A 404-nucleotide genomic window follows, 5' to 3' on the forward strand; every position below is an offset into this window, starting at 1 on the left:
ATGACATTGTTGCTGGCTGTTATGGTTGCCGGCAGTTTCGGGGCTGTTGTGCTCCGGGTATAGCCTGCCGGTACCTTACTGCTGTCTGCTATTGCCTTTACTTCCGGTTTCGCTACCAGGACACTCTGATCTTCTAAGGTATCAAACGGGGTAGCTGTCCCTTCCACGTAATACTCTACACGGTAGTCCAGCTTCTGGCTTTCATCTGCTTTATAGTATACCTTGATGACATTGTTGCTGGCTGTTATGGTTGTCGGCAGTTTCGGGGCTGTTGTGATCCGGGTATATCCTGCCGGTACATTACTGCTGTCCGCCACTGCCTTTACTTCGGGTTTTGCTACCAGGACACTCTGATCCTTTAAGGTATCAAACGGGGCATCCGTCCCTTCCAGGTAATACTCTAC

1 protein-coding gene is annotated in these 404 nt (G+C 50.2%); it reads right to left on the minus strand.

Annotated elements, in window-relative coordinates:
• Nucleotides 1–404 (minus strand): hypothetical protein (locus DXA36_RS33295; RefSeq protein WP_207666398.1); only part of this gene is annotated, 404 nt, incomplete at both ends.

Source organism: Eisenbergiella sp. OF01-20 (assembly GCF_003478085.1).
In the GTDB taxonomy this organism is placed as follows: Bacteria; Bacillota; Clostridia; order Lachnospirales; family Lachnospiraceae; genus Eisenbergiella.